The organism is Winslowiella toletana, assembly GCF_032164335.1.
GTDB lineage: Bacteria > Pseudomonadota > Gammaproteobacteria > Enterobacterales > Enterobacteriaceae > Erwinia > Erwinia toletana_A.
This window is the reverse complement of record NZ_CP134152.1, coordinates 1263147-1279565: the sequence shown is the minus strand read 5'-3', so window position 1 is coordinate 1279565 and position 16419 is coordinate 1263147. Positions and strand designations below refer to the sequence as shown.

16 protein-coding genes are annotated in these 16419 nt (G+C 54.1%); 10 read left to right on the top strand and 6 right to left on the bottom strand.

Features of this window, described 5'->3' with window-relative positions; genetic code table 11:
• Positions 1–34 precede the first annotated feature (34 nt).
• Positions 35–2452 (bottom strand): putative ABC transporter permease subunit YbbP, encoded by a 2418-nt coding sequence (gene ybbP, locus RIN69_RS05935; protein ID WP_313856209.1) that lies wholly within the window; start codon positions 2450–2452, stop codon positions 35–37.
• Positions 2449–3135, bottom strand: coding sequence for a putative ABC transporter ATP-binding protein YbbA (gene ybbA / locus RIN69_RS05930; protein WP_313856207.1), 687 nt, complete (start codon positions 3133–3135; stop codon positions 2449–2451). Before ybbA ends, ybbP begins: the two co-directional genes overlap by 4 nt.
• Between ybbA and tesA the strand changes: the two genes are divergently transcribed.
• From tesA to RIN69_RS05905, 5 genes are all read left to right on the top strand, one after another.
• A complete protein-coding gene (gene tesA / locus RIN69_RS05925; protein ID WP_313856206.1) occupies positions 3106–3726 on the top strand; it encodes a multifunctional acyl-CoA thioesterase I/protease I/lysophospholipase L1 in 621 nt (206 codons plus the stop codon). The genes ybbA and tesA overlap by 30 nt on opposite strands.
• A 31-nt stretch (positions 3727–3757) precedes the next feature.
• On the top strand, positions 3758–4531 hold the full coding sequence (locus RIN69_RS05920; RefSeq protein WP_313856205.1) for an SDR family oxidoreductase: 774 nt from the start codon (positions 3758–3760) through the stop codon (positions 4529–4531).
• Between the two features lie 80 nt (positions 4532–4611).
• On the top strand, positions 4612–5469 hold the full coding sequence (locus RIN69_RS05915) for a co-chaperone YbbN (protein WP_313856204.1): 858 nt from the start codon (positions 4612–4614) through the stop codon (positions 5467–5469).
• Between the two features lie 59 nt (positions 5470–5528).
• Positions 5529–6446, top strand: coding sequence for an SPFH domain-containing protein (locus RIN69_RS05910; protein ID WP_313856203.1), 918 nt, complete (start codon positions 5529–5531; stop codon positions 6444–6446).
• Positions 6446–6895 carry an NfeD family protein gene (locus RIN69_RS05905; protein ID WP_313856202.1) on the top strand — a complete coding sequence of 150 codons (450 nt, stop codon included), beginning with the start codon at positions 6446–6448 and terminating at the stop codon, positions 6893–6895. Before RIN69_RS05910 ends, RIN69_RS05905 begins: the two co-directional genes overlap by 1 nt.
• On the opposite strand, the gene cueR is transcribed toward RIN69_RS05905, so the two are convergent.
• The gene (cueR, locus tag RIN69_RS05900) at positions 6892–7302 is read right to left on the bottom strand and encodes a Cu(I)-responsive transcriptional regulator (protein WP_313856201.1); all 411 of its coding nucleotides are present in this window, start codon (positions 7300–7302) and stop codon (positions 6892–6894) included. The two genes, RIN69_RS05905 and cueR, sit on opposite strands and share 4 nt — an antisense overlap.
• A 223-nt stretch (positions 7303–7525) precedes the next feature.
• Between cueR and aphA the strand changes: the two genes are divergently transcribed.
• Positions 7526–8239, top strand: coding sequence for an acid phosphatase AphA (aphA, locus tag RIN69_RS05895; RefSeq protein WP_313856199.1), 714 nt, complete (start codon positions 7526–7528; stop codon positions 8237–8239).
• An 87-nt stretch (positions 8240–8326) separates the two neighbouring features.
• Here aphA and RIN69_RS05890 read toward each other — a convergent pair whose 3' ends face one another.
• Positions 8327–8731: a hypothetical protein gene (locus RIN69_RS05890; RefSeq protein WP_313856197.1), complete on the bottom strand. Its 405-nt coding sequence runs from the start codon at positions 8729–8731 to the stop codon at positions 8327–8329.
• A gap of 313 nt (positions 8732–9044) precedes the next feature.
• Between RIN69_RS05890 and copA the strand changes: the two genes are divergently transcribed.
• The 3 genes from copA (at position 9045) to ybaK (ending at position 13086) form a co-directional block, all read left to right on the top strand.
• Positions 9045–11558 carry a copper-exporting P-type ATPase CopA gene (gene copA, locus RIN69_RS05885; protein ID WP_313856196.1) on the top strand — a complete coding sequence of 838 codons (2514 nt, stop codon included), beginning with the start codon at positions 9045–9047 and terminating at the stop codon, positions 11556–11558.
• A 73-nt stretch (positions 11559–11631) separates the two neighbouring features.
• Complete coding sequence (locus RIN69_RS05880; RefSeq protein WP_313856195.1) at positions 11632–12435, top strand: TraB/GumN family protein; 804 nt, start codon at positions 11632–11634, stop codon at positions 12433–12435.
• A gap of 171 nt (positions 12436–12606) precedes the next feature.
• Entirely contained in the window at positions 12607–13086 is a 480-nt protein-coding gene (ybaK, locus tag RIN69_RS05875; protein WP_313856194.1) for a Cys-tRNA(Pro)/Cys-tRNA(Cys) deacylase YbaK, read from the top strand.
• A 2-nt stretch (positions 13087–13088) separates the two neighbouring features.
• Here the strand turns inward: ybaK and RIN69_RS05870 are convergent, their stop codons facing one another.
• On the bottom strand, positions 13089–13958 hold the full coding sequence (locus RIN69_RS05870) for a LysR family transcriptional regulator (protein ID WP_313856193.1): 870 nt from the start codon (positions 13956–13958) through the stop codon (positions 13089–13091).
• A gap of 90 nt (positions 13959–14048) precedes the next feature.
• Here RIN69_RS05870 and RIN69_RS05865 point away from each other — a divergent pair, with 90 nt between their 5' ends.
• Positions 14049–14483 carry a multidrug/biocide efflux PACE transporter gene (locus RIN69_RS05865; RefSeq protein ID WP_313856192.1) on the top strand — a complete coding sequence of 145 codons (435 nt, stop codon included), beginning with the start codon at positions 14049–14051 and terminating at the stop codon, positions 14481–14483.
• 55 nt (positions 14484–14538) lie between these two features.
• Here RIN69_RS05865 and ushA read toward each other — a convergent pair whose 3' ends face one another.
• Positions 14539–16152 (bottom strand): bifunctional UDP-sugar hydrolase/5'-nucleotidase UshA, encoded by a 1614-nt coding sequence (gene ushA, locus RIN69_RS05860; protein WP_313857616.1) that lies wholly within the window; start codon positions 16150–16152, stop codon positions 14539–14541.
• Positions 16153–16419: the final 267 nt, after the last annotated feature.

The window sequence follows — 16419 nt, the reverse complement described above, 5'->3', positions numbered from 1 at the left end:
AGCCGAAAACGGCTCCCTTTCGACTAAATGAGCTTTACGCAGACTCATAACTTCTGAATAACGCCTTCCCTTTCAGTAAGCGAATACCCAGCCAGCCACCACACACCGACAGCAGCAGCGCGCCGGCCAGCGGCAACACACCCCAAAGCATATAGTCAGGCTGCCACGGGAAATCAAATACCTTACGTTGCAAACCCCACAGCGCGGCTTCAGCGCCGATTGCGGCGGCAATCCCGGACACCGCGCCCAGCACGGCAAACTCACTCCACAAGGTGCCGCGCAGCAGTTTTTTACTGGCTCCCAGTGTGCGATACACTACCAGCTCCTGTCGCCGCTGGCGCATACCGACCTGAATTTGTGCCAGTAACAGCAGCACACCACAAGCGGTAACCAGCACTACCATAATTTCCAGCGCACGGCTGACCTGCGTCAGCACCTGCCCGACCTGACGCAAAATGCTGCCAATATCCAGCAGGCTGAGCGTCGGGAACTGGCGATTGAGCTGCGCCAGCATGGTCGGATCGCTGTCCATATGGAAGCTGGTCAGCCAGGTTTGTGGCTGCTGGTCAAGCGCTCCCGGCGGGAAAATAAAGAAGAAGAAGGGGCGCAGGCTTTCACGGTCAATTGAACGCAGGCTGGTAATTTTTGCGCTAAACGACTGCGTATCTCCGGTAAAGGTCAGCGTATCGCCCAGCTTCAGGCCCAGCCGCTCCGTCAACTCTTCCGCCATTGACACCTCACCTTGTTTCGGCGGCCAGCTTCCCGCTACCAGCGGGCTGTTATCCGGCAACTGTTCAAGCCACGTCAGGTTAATTTCACGGTTATAGGTATTGTCTTCAGCCGGATCGACCGGCGTATTATTAGTCTCAGTCAGCCGCACGCGCGCGATCGGATAAAAGTTTTCCGTTTTAATCTGCTGCTGTTGCAGGAAGGTTTTCACCTGCGGTACCTGTTCAGTGGCGATATTCAGCAGATAGTAATTTGGACTGTCCGGCGGCAGTTGCTGCTGCCAGCGATCAAGCAAATCACCACGCATCACCAGTAGCAGCGCCAGCAGCATAAACGACAGCGAAAACGCCGCCAGCTGGCTCAGAGTGGTCAGCGGCTGGCGCAACAGGCGATTGATTGCGAGGCGGAATGCCAGATTACGCACCGACAGTTTACGTAACAGCAATAAACCGCCCCAGCCCACCGCACCCAGCAATAGCGCCAGCAATGCAATACCGGCGATCAGCGCCCATAACAGGATGCTGCCGCCTACCAGCAACGCCAGTAAGCCAATCACTACCAGAGCCATAACCGGCAGATAAAACTTCAGCGGCCAGACGTCGGCAATCGCATCACGACGCAGCACCCGCAGCGGCTGAGTTGCCAGCAGCAGGCGATAGGGCCGCAGCCCAACCAGCAACGAGATAACAAACAGCGAGCCAATTGCCCACAGCCATGGCCAGATGCCGGAAGGTGGTAGTGCCGCCGGCAGCACCGGCTTCAGCATTTGTAACAGCAATGCTTCAAATCCCAGCCCCAGCGCGCTACCCACCACCGCCGCCAGCAGTAATACCGCCAGCCACTGGCCGATAATCAGCTTGCGCAGCGCCGCACGATTGGCCCCCAGGGTCTTTAATACGGCGACTAAATCATAGCGACTGCGGCAATAATGGCTCATTGCCACCGCCACCGCTGAAATCGCCAGTATCAGAGTCAGTAATGCGGAAAGCAGCAGAAATTGCTGAGCGCGTTGCAGCGAGCGGCCAAGCGCATCATCGGAATTGTCCACGCTCATCCAGCGCTGATCGGCTTTCAGCTGCGGCTCAATCCAGCGATCGTAGCGGCTGAGCTGCTCCGGCGTACCGGCAAACTTATAACGCCAGGTTAGCCGGCTACCCGGCTGAACCGCGCCGGTTTTTTCCACATCCGCCAGGTTCATCATCAGCCGTGGGGCAGTCTGAAAAGGATTAAAACCGGAATCCGGCTCCTGAATCACCTCGCCCGCGATACGCAGTGAGGTATCACCAACGTCCAGCATATCGCCGGTTTTCAGATTAAGCAGCGCCAGCAAACGTGGCGCGGCCAGCACCGTACCCGGCTGCGGTTTAAGGTTTGCCGGTTCCGTGGTCAGCTGACCAAACATCGGATAAACATCATCGACCGCTTTCACCGAGGCCAGCTGCGGCGTATTTTCGGCGAAGGTCATGGTCATAAAACTCAGTTGGCTGCTGATCTGCAAGCCGTCACTGCGCGCCTGCTGCAACCATTCTGGCGATACCGGATTCGAGCTGCTTAAGGTGCGGTCGCCCGCCATAAAATCGCGGCTTTGTTGATTCAGCCCTTTCTCCATTCGGTCGCTGAGTGAACCCAGCGCCAGCACGCAGGCGACAGCCAGCGTCAGCGCCAGCCAGACAATCAGCAGCGATGGCGAACGCCATTCACGCCAGAACCAGCGCCAAATCATGCTTCCTCCCACAATTTACCGTCGCGCAGCCGCAGTCGGCGGTCACAGCGCGCCGCCAGTTGCTCATCATGGGTTACCAGAATCAGGGTGGTGGCAAAATCACGATTAAGAGAAAACAACAGATCGGCGATGCGGTCACCGGTTTTACGATCAAGATTGCCGGTCGGTTCATCGGCGAACAGCAAATCAGGGCGACCATTGAAGGCGCGCGCCAGCGCCACGCGCTGCTGCTCACCGCCGGACAGCTGGGCGGGAAGATGACTCAGACGTTCTGCCAGCCCCAGTTGAGCCAGCAAAGCGCTGGCCTGCTCGCGACTCTGACTCTCACTGTCGCCGCGCAGCAGGGCCGGAAGCTGCACGTTTTCCAACGCATTTAGCGTTGGCACCAACATAAACGACTGAAAAACAAAGCCAACATGTTTTGCCCGCAAAGCCGCACGCTGCTCTTCGTTATGCTGATGTAACGGCTCGCCGCAAAGAAACACTTCCCCTTCACTGCCGTCATCAAGCCCGGCAAGAATACCCAACAGCGTAGATTTACCCGATCCCGACTCGCCAATCAGGGCGATAGTCTCAGCCGGTTTGACAACCAGCTCAACTCCGGTAAGGATGGTTAACTGATGATCACCCTGACCGACGGACTTACTAAGACGATGAACTTCAAGAATGTTTTCCGCTGGCATTACCCGTTCCTGTTATTATTGCTACTCATTTCGCGCGTGGCGTCGGCAGATACCCTGCTGATTCTCGGCGACAGTTTAAGCGCCGGATATCGCATGTCGGCCAGCGCGGCATGGCCTGCGCTGCTTAACGATAAATGGCAAGAAAAGCCCACCGTGATTAACGGTAGTATCAGTGGTGATACCGCCACTCAGGGTCTGAGCCGTTTGCCCGCCCTGCTGAAACAACATCAACCGCAGTGGGTGCTGATCGAACTGGGCGGTAACGATGGTTTACGCGGTTTCCCGCCGCAAAATATCGAACAGGATCTGCGTAAAATCATTACCGAAATCAAGGCGGCAGATGCCCAGCCGCTGTTAATGCAAATCCGTTTGCCCGCGAACTATGGTCGCCGCTACAACGAGGCATTCAGCGGGATTTACCCGAAGCTGGCGCAGGAGTTCAACATTCCATTAATCCCCTTTTTTATGGAGCAGGTTTATCTGAAACCTGAGTGGATGCAGCAGGATGGTATTCATCCCGCTCCCGATGCGCAGCCCTTTATTGCTGATCTGATGGCCAGACAACTGTCACCTCTAGTTAAGCACGAGTGAAAGAAAACTGTGATCGCTGACAGGTAAAGTTATGAAAAAAAGCATTTTAATTACCGGTTGTTCCAGTGGTATTGGCCTGGTCGCCGCCGAAGATTTACAGCGTCGAGGCTATCAGGTGTTTGCCGCCTGTCGCAAAGCGGACGATGTGGCGCGCATGAATCAGTTGGGATTTACCGGCATTGAACTGGACCTTGATGATGCCTATAGCGTCGGGCAGGCCGCGCAGCAGGTGATTGAGCTTAGCGGCAATCAGCTGTATGCGCTGTTTAATAATGGGGGTTACGGCGTTTATGGCGCGCTGCATACGTTGTCGCGCCAGCAGCTGGAACAGCAGTTTTCGACCAACTTCTTTGGCCTGCATCAGCTGACGATGCTACTGCTGCCAGCGCTGCTGGCGAATGGCGGTGGACGAATTATTAATACCAGCTCAGTGCTGGGATTGCTGTCGACGCCGCGCCGCGGTGCCTATGCTGCCAGTAAATATGCGCTTGAAGCCTGGTCTGATGCGCTTCGCATGGAGCTGCACGGCACCGGGGTACGCGTCAGCCTGATTGAGCCAGGGCCTATTCACACCCGCTTTACTGATAACGTTAATCAAACTCAGCAGGATAGTCCGGTAAAAAATCCGTCGATTGCGGCCCGTTTTACGCTGCCGCCAGCAGCAATTCTGCCGAAATTGCACCATGCTTTAGAGAGTAAGCATCCTAAATTGCGCTATCCGGTCACCCTGGTGGCCTGGGCAATGACCGTTATCCGTCGTTTGCTGCCGGGCTGGATGCTGGATCGCATTTTGCGCAGTAACTAGCACTGCAACAACAATTTCGCTTGAAGCGAGGCGTAACGCCCCAATATTGTTACAAAGTCATCAGCAAAAGAGACGAATTCATGTCACCACAAGCTTCGATTATTAACATCAATGAATCTAACCTGCATCAGACGCTGGAGCAGTCAGCTTCCATTCCGGTGCTGTTTTACTTCTGGTCTGAACGCAGCCAGCACTGTCTGGAGCTGACTCCACTGCTGGAACGCCTCGCGCAGCAGTATGCTGGTCAGTTTATTCTGGCGAAGCTGGATTGCGATGCGGAGCAGGCGGTTGCTGCCCAGTTCGGTCTGCGCTCGATTCCGACCGTCTACCTGTTCCAGAATGGTCAGCCCGTCGACGGTTTCCAGGGGCCACAGCCGGAAGAAGCGGTGCGTGCGCTGTTGGAAAAAGTGTTGCCGCGTGAAGAAGAGCTGAAAGCACAGGAAGCGCTGCTGCTGATGCAGGAAGGCAAAATGATCGACGCGCTGCCGCTGCTGAAAGATGCCTGGCAGCTGAGCAATCAGTCGAGTGAGATTGGCTTTCTGCTGGCCGAAGTTCTGATCGCCCTGAGCCGCAGCGATGAAGCCGAAGCGGTACTGAAAGTGGTGCCATTACAGGATCAGGACACCCGTTATCAGGGGCTGATGGCGCAAATCGATCTGCTGAAACAGGCCGCGGACACCCCGGAAATTCAGCAGTTACAACAGCAGCTGGAAGCCGAGCCGGAAAATGCTGAACTGGCGGCGAAACTCGCGCTGCAACTGCACCAGGTTGGCCGTAATGAAGAGGCGCTGGAGCTGCTGTTCGTGCATCTGAAAAAAGACATGAATGCCGCAGACGGCCAGGTGCGCAAAATGCTGCAGGAGATTCTGGCGGCGCTCGGTACCGGTGATGCACTGGCAGCGAAATATCGCCGCCAGCTCTATTCGCTGCTCTACTAAGCGCGAATTAAACGGGTCGGAATGAGTCGGCCCGTTCATCAACAATCTGGAGGTTGTCTATGCTGGCTGTTATCCCGGTGCTGATTATTCTGGCACTGATCGTCGTCTGGTCTGGCGTAAAAATTGTTCCACAAGGTTATCAGTGGACGGTTGAGCGCTTCGGTCGTTATACCAATACCCTCTCGCCTGGGCTGAACCTGATCGTGCCGTTTATGGATCGTGTTGGTCGTAAGATCAATATGATGGAACAGGTGCTGGATATCCCGTCGCAGGAGATCATCTCCAAAGACAACGCCAATGTGACCATCGATGCCGTCTGCTTTATTCAGGTCGTTGATGCCTCACGCGCTGCCTATGAAGTCAGTAATCTTGAGCTGTCGATTCTTAATCTCACCATGACCAATATTCGTACCGTACTGGGTTCTATGGAGCTGGATGAGATGCTGTCACAGCGTGACAATATTAATACCCGCCTGCTGCATATCGTTGATGAAGCCACCAATCCGTGGGGCATTAAAGTGACGCGTATTGAGATCCGTGATGTACGCCCGCCGGTGGAATTGATCGCCTCAATGAATGCGCAGATGAAAGCGGAGCGTACCAAACGCGCTGATATCCTCGAAGCAGAAGGGGTAAGGCAGGCGGCGATTCTGCGCGCAGAGGGCGATAAACAGTCACAGATCCTAAAAGCCGAAGGTGAACGTCAATCAGCATTTTTACAAGCTGAAGCGCGTGAACGTGCCGCCGAAGCGGAAGCGCGTGCGACCAAAATGGTGTCTGAGGCGATCGCTGCTGGTGATTTGCAGGCGATTAACTACTTTGTGGCACAAAAATATACCGATGCGCTGCAAAAAATCGGTTCTGCCAATAACAGCAAAGTGGTGCTGATGCCGCTCGACGCCACCAGCCTGATGGGTTCGATTGCCGGTATCAGCGAGCTGCTAAAGGAAACTAAACAGGATCGGAGTAACAGCTGATGCTGGCCGAAATGGTTGCCCATCCCCACTGGTTCTGGCTGACGCTCGGCGGGCTGCTGCTGGTCGCGGAAATGCTCGGTACCAGTGGATATCTGCTGTGGAGCGGGATTTCTGCGGTGCTGGTTGGTTTAGCGAGCTGGCTGGTTCCGCTGCCGTGGGCGTGGCAGGGGGTGCTGTTTGCGGTGATCACCATGATTTCCGCCTGGCTTTGGTATCGCTGGATGCAGCGGCGTGAAACACAGCGACAACCCAATACTCTGAATCAACGGGGTAATCAGATGATTGGTCGGCATTTGACGCTGCATACGGCATTGGTCAACGGCATCGGTCATATTCAGACTGGCGACAGTAGCTGGCGGGTACAGGCGGACAGTGACCTGCCTGCCGGTTGCGAGGTGGTGGTGGTAGCAATTGAAGGCATTACCTTACGCATCAGCCCACGGGTTTAAACCGACTTTACCGAGTGACAGCATCCCGCAAGGTTGTTGATAATCGGGCAGTCAGCACTGTCATCGCCAGGGCAAGCCGCTGCCAGTTCCAGCAGGCGCTGGCGCATCTGGCTGAGCTGATCGATATGTGCCTCGATCTCGGCAACTTTATCGAGGGTGCGCGCTTTAACATCCGCGCTGTGGCGTGCAGGATCGTTGAATAGCGCCACCATTTCCCGACACTCATCGAGATTAAACCCCACCTGCCGCGCCTGACGCAGCAGCATCAGTTCATCCAGATGTTTACTGGTATAACTGCGATAACCATTCTCGCTGCGCAGTGGCGGCGTCACCAGCCCTTTCTCTTCATAAAAGCGAATCGCTTTGCTGGTCAGCCCGGTCTTTTTCGCCACGTCACTGATATTCATCGTTCCCCCTCACCTCACCTCTGGTGGTCATATTTTAGCAGATGCTGACTTCAGCGGTACTGCGCCCGCTCCCGAATTTTAATGGCGGTAAAATGTTAGCCTCCAGCACTTTCGACATCACAATTTTCAATGACTCCGATGATAAATCCCTTTAATAATCAGCCTCTGATGGTTATGGTGGAAAAAATCAGATGCATAAAATAACCAGAGGAAAGGGAAGAACATGCGTAAAATCACTTATGCCCTCAGTGCCGCCTGCCTGCTTATTGGCCTCAGCCAGAACCTGATGGCGAAAGAATCGGTACCGGAACCGCTCTATTCAGGCGTAAATGTCGCGCAGCTTGCACAGCAGGCACCAATACATTGGGTTTCCGTCGCGCAAATTGAAAATAGCCTGCAGGGGCGTCCACCGATGGCGGTGGGTTTTGATATTGATGATACCGTATTGTTTTCCAGCCCCGGTTTTTATCGCGGTCAGAAAGAATTTTCTCCTGGCGGGCAGAGCTATTTAAAAAATCCACAGTTCTGGGAAAAAATGAATAATGGCTGGGATGAATTCAGCATGCCGAAAGAAGTCGGCAGCAGCCTGATTGCCATGCATCTCAAGCGTGGTGACAGCATTTACTTTGTAACCGGCCGTAGCCAGACGCAAAGCGAAACGGTGACCAAAACCTTACAGCAAGATTTCAGCATTCCTGACGCCAGTGTTAACCCGGTTATTTTTGCCGGTGATAAAGCAGGTCAGAATACCAAAACGCAGTGGCTGAAAGATAAAGAGATTAAAATATTTTATGGTGACTCTGATAATGATATCACCGCCGCACAGGAAGCGGGTGCGCGCGGCATTCGCGTGCTGCGTGCATCAAACTCCAGCTATCAGCCATTGCCACAGGCTGGCTCATACGGCGAAGAAGTTATCGTAAATTCTGAATATTAAAACGACTGAAAGGCGTGCCGAATAATCCGGCACGCCTTTTTATTTTATGCCGATGGCAAATAGAGGAAATGTCTGTTTATTTAATTATCAGGCTGCGGCAATTGCCCCAATCACAGCAATAGTTGCAGCTGAAACCATAACAATCAGAATCACCGTGGTCGCGGCGACGCCTCCGCCCACCAGCGATGCCGTCTTGCCTTTAGAAAAATCTTTTCTTTCCAGCGAGGCGATATCAGATATCGCAATAACCTTACCTGTATCACTAACAATAGTATTAGGTTCAACTTTCCCTACGGTTAATTCATCCTCTTTGCCATCTTTTAATTTATATTTAATTTTATCACCGACATACAACGGAGGATCCATTTTATAATAACTGTAGTCACTGCCTATTTTATCCCGGTTAAGCTGTACAGCGTTATATGACGAGCAGCCGCTCATCGTCAGCGCGGCCAGCAACATCACCGCGGAGATGCTTTTTTTGAATTTCATATTTGTTTGCCCCTACCCAAAGGCGATTAATCAGTACCGGAGTTTGTCACTACGGTTACACTCCGCATTGCTGGAAATAGCGTTAATTTTTTTACCGGCTAAATACCACGTTATAATGGCATAGCCAACCTGACTAAAAGTTAAACAAAATGATTCTGATTAGCGTTACAGACGCGGAACATTTGCACTAAAGTTCTACCCTGCTTAAACAGAGACAGGATAGAGGCTTGACCCTCCCCCTGATGGAAGGTTTAAGCTTATATTCAATCCGGACTGGCACTGGCGTCAATCGGGAAAATCAGGAGCGATAACTATGTCACAGATTATTTCACTGGCGCTGGAAGGGCTATCCTGCCAGCACTGCGTCAAACGGGTAAAAGAGGTTCTGGAACAACGTGATGACGTTGAACAGGCTGACGTGTCCCTTCATGAGGCGCGGGTAACCGGCACCGCTTGCGGCTACAAGTTGATTGAGGCAATCGAACAGGCGGGTTATCAGGCTACCCTGCAAGCGGATACCGCCCACCCAAAGCCTGATCCGCTGACAGATTCAGAACACCAGCCGGAAGCGCTGACAGCGGACACTCCACAGCTTCCGGCACCCACTGCCGTCGACAGCTATCAATTGCTGATTGACGGAATGACCTGTGCCAGCTGTGTCAATCGGGTACAGAGTGCTTTACAACAGGTTCCCGGCGTCACGCAGGCGCGTGTCAATCTTGCCGAACGCAGCGCGCTGGTGCTGGGTTCGGCCTCGCCACAGGCGCTGGTGCAGGCGGTTGAAAAAGCCGGTTATGCTGCTGAAGTGATTGAAGATGAAACCGAGCGGCGCGAGAAACAACAAAATAACGCGCGTCAGGCGATGCGCCGCTTTAGCTGGCAATCGGCGTTGGCGCTGACGCTCGGCATCCCACTAATGATTTGGGGGATGATCGGCGACAATATGATGCTCACCGAAAGCAACCGCAGCGGCTGGCTGGTGGCTGGCGTAATGACGTTGCTGGTCATGGTGATTGCCGGTGGCCATTTCTACCGCAGCGCATGGCGTAGCCTGTTGAAAGGCACCGCCACCATGGATACGCTGGTGGCACTGGGAACCGCCGCCGCCTGGCTCTACTCAATAAGCGTGAATATCTGGCCTGATTTCTTCCCGATGGCCGCACGTCACCTCTATTACGAAGCCAGCGCAATGATTATTGGCCTGATTAATCTTGGCCATGCGCTGGAGCAACGCGCACGTCAGCGCTCTTCAAAAGCACTGGAACGGTTGCTCGACCTTACCCCCGCTTCGGCACGAGTGATGACCGACGATGGCGAAAAAGTGCTGCCGCTGAGTGAAGTGACGCCGGGCATGACATTACGGCTCACCACCGGCGATCGCGTTCCGGTTGATGGCGAGATCAACTCAGGTGAAGCCTGGCTGGATGAAGCCATGCTGACCGGCGAGCCGGTACCACAGCAAAAATCTGTCGGTGATACGTTACATGCCGGTACGCTATTACAGGATGGCAGCGTACTGTTTACTGCCCAGGCTACCGGGAAAAATACTACCCTGGCACGAATTATTCAGATGGTGCGTCAGGCGCAAAGCAGCAAGCCGGAAATTGGCAAACTGGCCGATCGGATCTCTGCGGTGTTTGTGCCAACCGTGGTGGCCATCGCCATTATCAGCGCGGCAATCTGGTATTTCGTCGGCCCACAGCCGCAGCTGGTTTATACCCTGGTGATTGCCACCACCGTACTGATTATTGCCTGTCCTTGTGCGCTGGGGCTGGCAACACCGATGTCGATTATTTCCGGCGTTGGCCGCGCCGCCGAATTCGGCGTGCTGGTGCGCGATGCCGATGCGCTGCAACGCGCCAGCAGTCTCGATACGCTGGTATTTGATAAAACCGGTACGCTGACCGAAGGCGCGCCGCGAGTCACGGATATTCTCACCTATAATCAGGCTGAACAGTCACAGGCGCTGCGCTGGGCGGCGGCGCTGGAACAGGGATCAAATCATCCACTGGCGCGCGCCATCACAGAACGCGCCGGTGCAACGTCGCTGCCTGCAACTGAGCAATTTCGTACAATCCCTGGCCAGGGCGTGAGCGGCATAATTGACGGCATCAAAGTGCTGGTGGGCAATCATGCCATGATGCAACAGCATCAAATCGCCACCGATCAGGCGGATGAGTCGATTGCTTCACTGGCTGAAAGCGGTGCTACACCGGTGATGCTGGCAGCCGATGGCAAACTGGTCGCGGTAATGGCCATTCGCGATCCGCTGCGTGCCACCAGCGCCGATGCGCTGAAACGCCTGCATCAGCTTGGCTATCGACTGATTATGCTGACCGGTGATAATCCGGCGACGGCGCATGCCATTGCGCGCCAGGCGGGCATTGATGAGGTGATTGCCGGTGTGTTACCGGATGGCAAAGCGCAGGCGATTATCCGTTTGCAGCAGCAAGGTCGTCAGGTGGCAATGATCGGCGATGGTATTAATGACGCCCCGGCGCTGGCGCAGGCGGATGTCGGTATAGCGATGGGCGGCGGCAGCGATGTGGCGATTGAAACCGCCTCCATTACCCTGATGCGGCATGATCTAAACAGCGTGGCTGATGCGCTGGCGATTGCCAAAGCCACATTACGCAATATGAAGCAAAATCTGCTGGGTGCCTTTATTTATAACTCATTGGGTATCCCGATTGCGGCGGGCGTGCTGTATCCGCTGACCGGTACATTACTGAGTCCGGTGGTTGCTGGTGCGGCGATGGCGCTATCCTCTATTACCGTGGTCAGCAACGCCAATCGCCTGCTGCGTTATCAGCCACCAAAAGCATGAGCTTACAGATCTCCTCTGTTCATCATACAGTTAAACCGCTAGCATAAATTGTTTGATTGCATAAGGCGGAAAAATGGGCAAATTGCTGCGTAAAGTGGCCTCACTGTTCAGAGAGCTTTCTCCGGTGGAATACGCGTACCCGGCGCTGGATATTTTGCTGCCTGGTGAGCGGCAACTGCATCTGGTCGGCAGCATCCATATGGGCACCCGCGATATGATGCCGCTGCCCGCCACGCTGTTGCAGCGTCTGAGTAAAGCGGATGCGCTGATTGTCGAAGCGGATATTACCGGCGGCGTCTCGCCCTTCGCCCACAGCGAATCGCATCCGCCGCTGGAGCAGCGCCTTTCAGCCGAAAACATGCAAACGCTGAAGCGGCTGTGCGAAGAGCTGTCAATTGATGTCGAAATGATCGCCTCACTGCCCGGCTGGCAGGTGGCGCTGATGTTGCAGGCACAGCAGGCGCAGCAACTGGGCCTGCGCCCGGATTATGGTATTGATTACCAACTGTTGCAGGCAGCAAAACAGCAGCAGCTGACAGTGACAGAGCTGGAAGGCCCGGACGAGCAGCTGGAACTGCTGAAAACCCTGCCGGACAACGGTCTGCCGCTGCTGACCGATACCCTGCAACACTGGCATACCAATGCCCGCCTGTTGCAGACCATGGTGAGCTGGTGGCTGGAGACGCCTCCGGCGCAGAACCAGGTGGCGCTGCCGACCACCTTCTGTAGCGAACTGAATGATGTGTTAATGAATCAGCGCAATCTGCGCTGGTGCGAAGCGCTGCACCGCTTACCGGCGGGCCGATACGTGGTGGCGGTCGGGGCACTGCATCTGTATGGCGAGGGAAATTTGCCGGATTTGCTGAAAGGCAGATAAAAAAAAGGCCAATATTGCTATCGGCCCGTCAAAGAGGAATTTTTTTATGATTTTGGTTATCCACCAACAATTGACTTGCTGATGGGACGGCGATTGTCGCTCAAAGCCTGGAATTTCGCCAGCACTTTTCTTCATCAGTGACTATGAGACTTTTCTAAAAAGGATCGAAAAATGACCCCGGCGGTTAAACTACTGGAAAAACAGAAAGTCGCCTTCACTCTGCATCCCTACCAACATGACAGTGATGACACTCACTTTGGTGATGAGGCTGTACGTAAGCTAAATCTGAATGCCGAACAGGTGTATAAAACCCTGTTGGTGGCGATGGACGGCGATGCAAAAAACCTCGCGGTGGCGGTAACGCCGGTTTCGAGCCAGCTGGATCTGAAAAAGGTCGCTAAAGCGCTGGGCGCAAAAAAAGTGGAAATGGCCGATCCACAGATTGCGCAACGCGTAACGGGTTATCTGGTTGGCGGCATTAGCCCGCTGGGCCAGAAGAAGCGACTGCCAACAGTAGTTGATCACCTGGCGACCGGCTGGCCAGCTATCTATATTTCCGGCGGTAAGCGCGGGCTGGATATCGAGCTGGCCGCCAGCGATTTGGTGTCGCTGCTTAATGCCCGACTGGCTGATATCGCGCGCCGAGATTAATTTTACCGCTGGGCGCAAAGCTGGTCGATCATCCAGCGTCCGGCCGGACCAGGCGGCGAGCGTTTTGACCACACCGCATCCACCTCAATACTCTGCGGCCAGCCGTTTACCGGCAGCTCGGTCAAGACCTGGTGACCAAACTGCTCCACCAGCCAGCGCGGCAGAATGCTCCAGCCAAAGCCCTGCTCCGCCATCTCCAGCAAAAACAGATAGGAATGCGCATACCACACCGCCGCCGTTGCCGAAGTGCGCGGGTGCAAACTCGGTGCCCAGGTATTCAGCCGCAACTGACGTTCGCCGTCGAGCTGACTTTGCGTCACCAGGCGCTGTTGTGCCAGTGGATGCTGCTGATGAATATAGATCGCCATCTGTGCCTTAACCTGTAGGCGCGAGGAAGCAATTTCCAGCGGCAGTTTAGGCTGCACTCGCACCACGCCGACATGAACGCGGCCAACCTGTAGCTGATCGATAACATCGACATCTTCAGCAATCATGCATTCAAACTCAATTGCCGGATAACGTGCCGCAAAACGCTTCAGCAGTGATTCATGGTGATCCGCCTGCCAGAAGTCGGAGATCGCCAGGCTGAGCCGCGGCTCAACGTTGCCAGCCAGCCGCACCGCCAGCTCATCCAGACGCGAACTGGCCGCCAGAATTTCCTGCACCTGTGCCAGCGCCCGTCGCCCTTCCTCAGTCAGCACCGGCTGGCGCGCCTCGCGGTTAAATAGCGCAAAGCCGAGATCGGTTTCTAAATTAGCCACGGCGGTGCTGACGGTTGACTGACTTTTACGTAACGCGCGCGCCGCCGCCGAAAAAGAGCCGCTTTCAACGGTTTGTACAAATGCTTCGAGTGATTCAGGAGAGTAACGCATGGCAAACTATCGCTTTTATCGATGGATACTCATTTTATATTACCAATAAAAACGATGATAATCGCCATCAGAACTTATTAAGGAGTGGATATGCGTACCAGAACACTGAAAGAACGTTTTTTACATGCTGCAGGCTTTGAGGTGCTGGCGATCGCAATCGTTGCGCCACTGGCTGCCTGGATTATGGATAAACCGCTGTTTCAGATGGGTGCTTTGGCGATCATGTTATCGACCGTGGCCATGCTGTGGAATATGATTTACAACGCCGGTTTTGATCGCTTGTGTCCACCGGGCGTGGTGAAACGCGGCCTGGGTATTCGTATTATGCATGCGCTGGGATTTGAAGGCGGTTTTATCGCTATTGGCTTGCCGATCGCCGCATGGATGCTGAATGCCACCTTGTGGGAAGCGTTTCTGGTTGAAGTGGGCTTTTTCCTGTTCTTCCTGCCGTACACCGTGGTCTATAACTGGGCGTATGACACCTTACGTCAGAAGGTGATGGCGAAGCGCGAGTGTCAGGCCTGAGAACCGCAACGCCATGTCACGGGCGACGAAATCGCCGCCCGTGCAATAAAACGCGTCAGTTTACTGTTTTATAAACAATTTCGCCCTTCGGTGCATATTTCTCCGCATCCAGCGGTGAATGTTGCTCGATATACTGTTTCAATACTTCCGCATCAACAAAACCGGTATTAACGTAACTTGCCAGATTGCTGACCACCGGATAACCGTCACCGCCGGTCGCGTTAAAGCTGAGTAACGCCATGCGGTAAGTTTTGTCCTGCTGCAACGGCTCACCTTTGATTTTGACCTCGCTGACGCCTTTACCGTCGGCAACCAGACTGACATTAGCAAATTGCGCATAGGCTCCGGAATCGACCTGCATATTGGCGACCACCGCCAGATACTTTTCGACATCGCTACCTTTCATATCGACATAAGTCAGGGTATTGCCAAACGGCTGCACCTTCAGCACATCTTTATAGGTGATATCGCCCTTTTCGATGGAATCACGCACGCCACCTCCGCTCATCACGGCAAAATCCGCGTTGGTGCGATCGATCTGTCCGGCAAGGATCACCCGCGACAGGTTAGTCTGAACAAAGCGTACTTTGCTGCGATCGCCTTCCAGATGCTGATTCACGCTACCGATCTTCACGCCAAGCTGTGCCTCGCCTTTTTTCTGGAAAGGCGTCAGTAATTTCATCATCCCCGGATGTTTTTCGATTGGCTGGGTATAGTTCACCCAAGTCTCAGTGCCATCACTGTTTTTGACTTTATGCTTCAGGTTAACCGGGATCAGCTGATAGTGATCCATCGTCAGCTTGCCGTTGAGGAAAGTGAAATCTGCCCGACCAACATATTTGCCCCACTCATGAGCCTGCACGATCCAGGTGCCGTTTTGCTGATCCGGTACGCACGGCGTGCCGGGCACATAGTCAGCCTGTTTAACATTGTCTTTTGCCATACAGACCGGATCCTGCGAATGACCGCCGACGATCATATCGAGATAGCCTGTCGGCAGCTCGCGTGCCATTTCAACATCACCCGGGGCATTTGAACCATGATGACCATTGTCGTAATGGCCCATATGGGTCGCCGCAATAATCACATCCGGCTTTTCACTGGCGCGCAGCGCCTCTACCACGGCTTTTGCTTCCGCAGCAGGCTTACGGAACTCCATATCGGTGAAGTATTCCGGATTGCCGATTTTGGCGGTGTCGTCGGTGGTTAAGCCGATAACCGCGATTTTCAGTCCAGAACGGTTAAATAACGCGTAAGGCTGAAACAGGCGCTCGCCGCTGCTTTTCTGATAAATATTGGCAGACAGCAGCGGAAACTTGGCCCACTTTTGCTGCTGACGCAATACCGACAGCGGATTATCAAACTCATGATTACCGATCGCCATCGCATCATAACCAATCAGGTTCATGCCGCGAAAATCAGGTTCAGCGTCCTGTAAATCGGACTCCGGCACGCCGGTATTAATATCTCCGCCGGAGAGGATCAGTACCGACCCCCCGTGCGCCTGCACATCGTAACGAATACTGTCGACCAGGGTTTTCTGTGCCGCGAGGCCATACTCATCGCGATCGTTATTCCAGAAACGCCCGTGGTGATCGTTGGTGTGCAGTACGGTGAACTTATAGCTGCGGTCTTTTTCCCACGCCTGCGCCAGCAATGGCGTCGCCATTAATGACAACAATAAAATGCCCGGTAAGGCTTTGGTAGTGAAACGCAAAATCAATCTCCTTGTCTGCAACGCCATCTGGTCATCGCGCCAGTGTAAGTCGCCGCGTGCGATAACATCAATGCTTTCAATTTTTTACTCCTGGTGACTTATTATCCCGCAATTTGATTACCGCACCCAGTCAGGATTGTTATAGATATGTTAGCGATCACGGTTTCAGTGATTGCAATCTGTCGGGTAACCCGGTTGAATATCCCGCGAGACACAAAA

What these genes read in the sequence shown, in the direction of transcription:
- ybbP (WP_313856209.1), bottom strand. Translation starts at nt 2,452, where the DNA reads ATGATTTGGCGCTGGTTCTGGCGTGAATGGCGTTCGCCATCGCTGCTG.
- tesA (WP_313856206.1), top strand. Translation starts at nt 3,106, where the DNA reads ATGAACTTCAAGAATGTTTTCCGCTGGCATTACCCGTTCCTGTTATTA.
- ybbA (WP_313856207.1), bottom strand. Translation starts at nt 3,135, where the DNA reads ATGCCAGCGGAAAACATTCTTGAAGTTCATCGTCTTAGTAAGTCCGTC.
- RIN69_RS05920 (WP_313856205.1), top strand. Translation starts at nt 3,758, where the DNA reads ATGAAAAAAAGCATTTTAATTACCGGTTGTTCCAGTGGTATTGGCCTG.
- RIN69_RS05915 (WP_313856204.1), top strand. Translation starts at nt 4,612, where the DNA reads ATGTCACCACAAGCTTCGATTATTAACATCAATGAATCTAACCTGCAT.
- RIN69_RS05910 (WP_313856203.1), top strand. Translation starts at nt 5,529, where the DNA reads ATGCTGGCTGTTATCCCGGTGCTGATTATTCTGGCACTGATCGTCGTC.
- RIN69_RS05905 (WP_313856202.1), top strand. Translation starts at nt 6,446, where the DNA reads ATGCTGGCCGAAATGGTTGCCCATCCCCACTGGTTCTGGCTGACGCTC.
- cueR (WP_313856201.1), bottom strand. Translation starts at nt 7,302, where the DNA reads ATGAATATCAGTGACGTGGCGAAAAAGACCGGGCTGACCAGCAAAGCG.
- aphA (WP_313856199.1), top strand. Translation starts at nt 7,526, where the DNA reads ATGCGTAAAATCACTTATGCCCTCAGTGCCGCCTGCCTGCTTATTGGC.
- RIN69_RS05890 (WP_313856197.1), bottom strand. Translation starts at nt 8,731, where the DNA reads ATGAAATTCAAAAAAAGCATCTCCGCGGTGATGTTGCTGGCCGCGCTG.
- copA (WP_313856196.1), top strand. Translation starts at nt 9,045, where the DNA reads ATGTCACAGATTATTTCACTGGCGCTGGAAGGGCTATCCTGCCAGCAC.
- RIN69_RS05880 (WP_313856195.1), top strand. Translation starts at nt 11,632, where the DNA reads ATGGGCAAATTGCTGCGTAAAGTGGCCTCACTGTTCAGAGAGCTTTCT.
- ybaK (WP_313856194.1), top strand. Translation starts at nt 12,607, where the DNA reads ATGACCCCGGCGGTTAAACTACTGGAAAAACAGAAAGTCGCCTTCACT.
- RIN69_RS05870 (WP_313856193.1), bottom strand. Translation starts at nt 13,958, where the DNA reads ATGCGTTACTCTCCTGAATCACTCGAAGCATTTGTACAAACCGTTGAA.
- RIN69_RS05865 (WP_313856192.1), top strand. Translation starts at nt 14,049, where the DNA reads ATGCGTACCAGAACACTGAAAGAACGTTTTTTACATGCTGCAGGCTTT.
- ushA (WP_313857616.1), bottom strand. Translation starts at nt 16,152, where the DNA reads ATGGCGACGCCATTGCTGGCGCAGGCGTGGGAAAAAGACCGCAGCTAT.